Here is a 6,023-nt window from a genome sequence, read left to right as displayed (position 1 = left end):
AGCACGGAAAGAAAAGACTGTATGATGGCACTATTAACCATGTCTTGGTGAAAAGCAAAGAAATACCGCTCTTGCTCTAGGGAAATAAACTCAAGACCACAACGCCTGGCTGCCGTCTCAATACCAAACCCCACATCAGCCATACCACTGGCCACATGCGCCGCCACCGCCATATGCGTAAACTCTGTTGCCCCATAATTTAATACTAGATCAGCATCCACACCGGCATCTTCCAATAACCAACGCATTAAATAGCGTGTTCCCGAGCCGGGCTGTCTATTTACCACACGCACCTCTGGGCGAACCAAGTCCGCCATTCCTTGAATCTGTAGAGGGTTATGCGGCTGCACGAATAAACCGACGCGGCGACAGGCCAACAAAACAAATAAAAGAGGCTCAGAATGTAAATAATCTTGGTACAGTCGCAGCATTGCATCTTGGTATTTTCCCGTCGGCAATTGAAATCCAGCCACATCGCATTCTTTTTTCTTTAATAAGGCTAGGGCTTCCCCCCCTGTGCGATACTGTAATGCCATCCTAAAACCCGAGGGATGATCAGTTTGCCAACGCATCAAACCCTCTACAGCAAAGCCATGGCTCGCATGCAAGCGTAAAATATGCCGTTGTTGTGCATACAACTCTTGGAGCTGTGCATTAAATTGCTGCGCAACCCCCTGCACATGGGGGTGCAATAGTTGCTCGTGGCGGCGATACAAGACCACGATCTGCTGAGCCAACTCCGTTAATACCGACCCCTGCCCCCGCACCGTTTGCACCAGTGTCGTTTTTAAATGTTTTTCCCCATCACGAATCATACCCCATGCATGACGATAAGAAAGCCGGCAGATTTTCGCCGCTGCCGCTAAATTTCCGACTTTTTCAATCGCCATTAAAATCTGTACTAACTGCCCCATATCATAGGGCGGCTCTGTCGCTAACTGCCAACGTACACTTAAATCCAGATCCGGTATCATGCTCTCCCTCTAATATGTTTTAAAAAACATATTTTTTGCTAAGTTCTTGCAAGCAAGTGCTTATTGATAAGTATCGATTTACTTTGTAAATTAAGTATATACCGTTAATAACAATATGTATTTAATATCATATAGGAGACAGCCTTTTTGGGCTTATATCACACCTATGACCACACCTAGCGCACAAAATAACAGCACACCTGCTCACGCCTTAGCCACGGCGCTGGCAGAACATGCTCACAAAGAGGGCTCTCTTTTGCCCATTTTGCATAGCATTCAAGATCAACTGGGCTACATTCCCAACGAAATCATTCTTCCGCTCAGTCAGGCTATTCATCGTTCTCGAGCGGAAATTCATGGCGTAATTAGCTTTTATGCCCATTTTCGTACACAGCCCCCGGCCGCTCTACATCTGGCTCTCTGCCGCGCCGAAGCCTGTCAAGCTCGCGGGGCCAATGCGCTGATTGCTCATGCCCAAGAGCGCCTTGGCTGCGATTTTCACCAGCGATCTCAAACACATGATGTCCATCTTGAGCCAGCTTATTGCTTAGGGCTTTGCGCCCAAGGGCCTGCTGCGATGCTCAATGAGCAGCCGGTAGCCCACGTCACCCCTCACCATATTGATGAATGGCTCAACCAAGTAGGAGAATCCGCATGACAACCACGCTTTATATTCCCATGGATACGGCTGCCGTGGCCGCTGGCGTGGAGCACCTGATTCCTGCCATTCAAGCTAAAGCCGCCCAATACCAACAACCTATTCATATTGTGCGCAACGGCACACGTGGAATGCTATGGCTAGAGCCACTTATCGAGGTCCAAACGCCGCAAGGACGTGTTGCCTATGGCCCCGTACAATGCGCTGACCTAGACAGCCTTTTCGAAGCAGGTTGGCTTCAGGGCGCCGACCACCCACTCTGCCATGGTCTGACGGAAAATATCCCTTACCTCAAAAACCAAGAACGTTTGACTTTTGCCCGTGTCGGCATTACTCAGCCGCTTTGTCTTGACGACTATCAAGCGCATGGTGGTTGGGAGGGTCTTCAACAAGCTCTTCGCTATCGCCCACAACAAATAGTCGATATCGTAACGGAATCAGGGCTACGCGGGCGAGGTGGCGCCGCTTTCCCTACGGGGATCAAATGGAATACAGTGCTCCATGCCCAAGCTGAGCAAAAATACATTGTATGTAATGCCGACGAAGGTGACTCAGGTACATTTTCGGATCGTATCCTAATGGAAGGCGATCCGTACACCTTAATCGAGGGCATGATTATCGCCGGCTTAGCCGTAAACGCGACCCGTGGCTATATTTACGTACGCTCCGAATACCCTATTGCTATTCGTGTTCTTGAAGAGGCAATACAGCGAGCTTACACCGCGGGCTATTTAGGCAAAGCTATTTTAGGCAGTGATAAAAATTTTGATCTAGAGGTACGTAAAGGAGCAGGGGCTTATATTTGCGGCGAAGAAACCTCTTTATTAGAAAGCCTAGAGGGTAAACGCGGCGAAATCCGCTTTAAACCGCCACTCCCCGCTCTCGAAGGTTTTATGGGCCAACCCACTGTCGTCAATAATGTGATTTCTCTAGGATCCGTACCTATTATTTTAGCTAAAGGCGCAGAATTTTATAAAAATTTTGGCATGGGTCGGTCACGCGGCACCTTAGCATTTCAACTCACCGGCAACTTAAAATACGGCGGCTTAGTTGAAAAAGCCTTTGGGGTTACGCTCAATGAATTACTGTACGACTTTGGTGGTGGTAGCGCCTCGGGGCGACCTTTACGTGCGGTACAAGTTGGTGGTCCCCTAGGTGCTTATCTGCCCCAAAAAGACTGGGACACCCCTATCGACTACGAAGCTTACTCGGCCATGACGGCAATGGTTGGTCATGGTGGCATTGTTGCTTTTGACGATACCGTGGACATGGGGCATATGGCTCAGTACGCTATGGAGTTTTGTGCCATCGAATCCTGTGGCAAATGCACCCCTTGTCGTATTGGCTCCACGCGTGGTGTAGAAACCATCGCAAAAATTCGCCGTCAAGAACAACCTGAACAAAATGTGCAGTTGCTTCACGACCTTTGTGACACTATGTTAGCAGGCTCACTATGTGCTTTAGGTGGGATGGCACCCTATCCAGTGTTATCTGCGCTCGAGCACTTTGCTGAAGACTTTGGTCTCCAACCGGCTACGACAGCCAACCATTAACGAGGACTCACCATGCTAGAAACTGTTGTAATCCGCGATCGAGACTTAGGCACCCCAGCCTCCACCTATACAGAAACCGTTACGCTTACCATTGACGGACATTCGGTTACTGCACCGGTTGGCACATCCTTATTACGGGCAGCGGCCATGGCCGGTATCCAAATACCCAAGCTCTGTGCTACAGATAGCCTGGAGCCCTTTGGTTCATGCCGTCTCTGCTTAGTTGAAATTGAAGGGCGACGCGGTACCCCTGCTTCCTGTACAACACTGGTTGAGGAAGGGCTTGTCGTCACTACAGAAAACGCCAAGCTAAACCAGCTGCGTAAAAATGTGATGGAGCTGTATATTTCCGATCACCCTTTAGACTGCTTAACCTGTGCAGCAAACGGAAACTGCGAGCTCCAGTCTACGGCCGGTCAGGTTGGTTTACGCGAGGTTCGCTATGGTTTTGATGGCGCCAACCATCGAGATGCTTGCGCCGATATCACAAACCCGTATTTTACTTTTGACCCTAAGCTATGCATTGTATGCAATCGCTGCGTGCGCGCCTGTGAAGAAACCCAAGGCACTTTTGCCTTAACCATTGATGGCCGCGGCTTTGAAGCGCGAGTCAGTGCTGGGCAAAACCAAAGCTTTATGGAAAGTGACTGCGTGTCCTGCGGAGCCTGTGTGGCGGCCTGCCCTACGGCCTCGTTAATGGAAAACACCGTCATCGAACAAGGCCAACCCGATCATGCTGTCATTACGACCTGCGCTTACTGTGGTGTTGGTTGTGGACTAAAAGCCGAAATGAAAGGGGATGAGGTCGTCCGCATGACTCCCTGGAAAGACGGCAAAGCCAACCGGGGCCACGCCTGCGTTAAAGGACGCTTTGCTTGGGGCTATGCCACACACCAAGACCGTATTACCACGCCGATGATTCGTCGTAGTATTCATGACCCATGGCAACCTGTTTCATGGGAAGAAGCCTTAACCTACGCCGCCAGTGAAATCCGTCGTATCCAATCCCAATACGGTACCCATTCCGTGGGGGGGATCACCTCGTCCCGCTGCACTAACGAGGAAACCTATTTAGTTCAAAAACTGATTCGCGCGGCGTTTGGAACAAATAACGTAGATACCTGCGCCCGTGTTTGTCATTCCCCCACCGGTTATGGTTTAAAACAAACCCTAGGGGAGTCTGCTGGAACGCAAACCTTTGACTCCGTCATGCATAGCGATGTCATCATGGTGATTGGTGCCAACCCCAGCGATGCGCACCCTGTCTTTGCCTCGCGCATGAAGCGTCGTCTACGCCAGGGCGCGAAACTGATCGTTATTGACCCCCGTGCAACGGATCTGGTGTCTTCCCCCCATATTCGCGCCGACTATCATTTAGCCCTACGCCCTGGTACGAACACCGCATTGCTCTCGGCTTTAGCCCATGTGATAGTCACCGAAGGTTTAGTTGACGAGGACTATATTCAATCCCGCTGTGAGGCTGATAGCTTTGATGCCTGGAAAGCCTTTGCTATGCGCCCAGAAAATTCCCCCGAACATATGGCAGAAGTCACGGGCGTACCTGCTGAGCAAATCCGTGGCGCAGCACGCCTATATGCCACAGGCGGTCGCGCCGCAATTTATTATGGCTTAGGGGTAACAGAACATAGCCAAGGCTCTACAACGGTGATGGCGATTGCTAACCTAGCCATGGCTACTGGCAACATCGGTGCCGAGGGCGTTGGCGTTAACCCTTTACGTGGCCAAAATAACGTTCAAGGTTCATGCGACATGGGTTCTTTCCCCCATGAACTACCAGGTTACCGTCATATCTCCGATGAGCAAACGCGTCAACAGTTTGAGCAAGAGTGGGGGGTACGCTTATGGCCCGAGCCCGGCTTACGTATTCCCAATATGTTCGATGCGGCGATCAGTGGCTCTTTTAAAGCCCTATATTGCCAAGGCGAGGACATTGTACAATCCGATCCTAATACCCAGCACGTGACCGCCGCCTTATCCGCGATGGAGTGCATCATTGTTCAAGACCTGTTTCTTAACGAAACAGCCAAATATGCACATGTATTCTTACCCGGCTCCTCTTTCTTAGAAAAAGACGGCACGTTTACGAATGCCGAACGTCGTATTTCGCGGGTACGTAAGGTCATGGAACCCAAAAGCGGGATGGCTGACTGGGAAATCACCTGCGCCTTATCGAACGCACTCGGCTACCCCATGCATTACAACCATCCTAGTGAAATCATGGATGAAATCGCCCGCCTTACCCCTACATTTACTGGTGTCAGCTATGAGCGTATTGAAGCACTAGGTGGTAGTGTGCAATGGCCATGCAACGAACAAGCCCCGGAAGGCACTCCGATTATGCACGTGGACCATTTCGTACGCGGCAAAGGCCGCTTTATGGTCACCCAATATGTGCCCACCTCGGAGCGTAGCAACCGTAAATATCCTTTGCTCCTGACCACCGGACGCATTCTGTCTCAGTATAATGTAGGGGCACAAACACGACGCACTGCCAATACACATTGGCATGCAGAGGATATCCTCGAGATCCATCCACACGATGCTGAAGATCGCGGCTTAAAAACCGGCGACTTTGTCACGATCACCAGCCGTACTGGGGAAACCGTATTGCGCGCAGAGGTCAGCACACGTATTCAGCCTGGTGTGGTCTATACCACTTTCCACTTCCCTGAATCCGGTGCTAACGTGGTCACCACCGATAACTCGGACTGGGCCACAAACTGTCCTGAATACAAAGTGACCGCTGTACAAGTCCAAAAAGTCTTACAGCCAAATTCCAACTGGCAAAGCCAATGGTCTGATTTCCATCAACAGCAA

At 50.5% G+C, this 6,023-nt stretch carries 4 protein-coding genes; 3 read left to right on the top strand and 1 reads right to left on the bottom strand.

Features of this window, described 5'->3' with window-relative positions:
* A partial coding sequence (locus Q1V74_RS05935; protein ID WP_300647484.1) for a substrate-binding domain-containing protein occupies positions 1 to 974 on the bottom strand: 974 nt, incomplete at its 3' end.
* A 166-nt stretch (positions 975 to 1,140) separates the two neighbouring features.
* Here Q1V74_RS05935 and Q1V74_RS05930 point away from each other — a divergent pair.
* From Q1V74_RS05930 to fdhF, 3 genes are all read left to right on the top strand, one after another.
* Complete coding sequence (locus tag Q1V74_RS05930) at positions 1,141 to 1,632, top strand: NAD(P)H-dependent oxidoreductase subunit E (RefSeq protein ID WP_300647483.1); 492 nt, start codon at positions 1,141 to 1,143, stop codon at positions 1,630 to 1,632.
* Positions 1,629 to 3,185 (top strand): formate dehydrogenase beta subunit, encoded by a 1,557-nt coding sequence (locus Q1V74_RS05925; RefSeq protein ID WP_300647482.1) that lies wholly within the window; start codon positions 1,629 to 1,631, stop codon positions 3,183 to 3,185. The genes Q1V74_RS05930 and Q1V74_RS05925 overlap by 4 nt, the downstream gene beginning before the upstream one ends.
* 12 nt (positions 3,186 to 3,197) lie before the next feature.
* Positions 3,198 to 6,023, top strand: a 2,826-nt coding sequence (gene fdhF, locus Q1V74_RS05920; RefSeq protein WP_300647481.1) for a formate dehydrogenase subunit alpha, incomplete at its 3' end; no start/stop codon positions are given.

This window comes from Paenalcaligenes sp. (genome assembly GCF_030152715.1).
Taxonomy (GTDB): domain Bacteria; phylum Pseudomonadota; class Gammaproteobacteria; order Burkholderiales; family Burkholderiaceae_B; genus Paenalcaligenes; species Paenalcaligenes hermetiae.
This window is presented reverse-complemented; position numbering and strand designations above follow the sequence as displayed.

Coding starts and splice junctions, on each gene's coding strand:
- Q1V74_RS05925 (WP_300647482.1), top strand. CDS start 1,629: ATGACAACCACGCTTTATATTCCCATGGATACGGCTGCCGTGGCCGCT.
- Q1V74_RS05930 (WP_300647483.1), top strand. CDS start 1,141: ATGACCACACCTAGCGCACAAAATAACAGCACACCTGCTCACGCCTTA.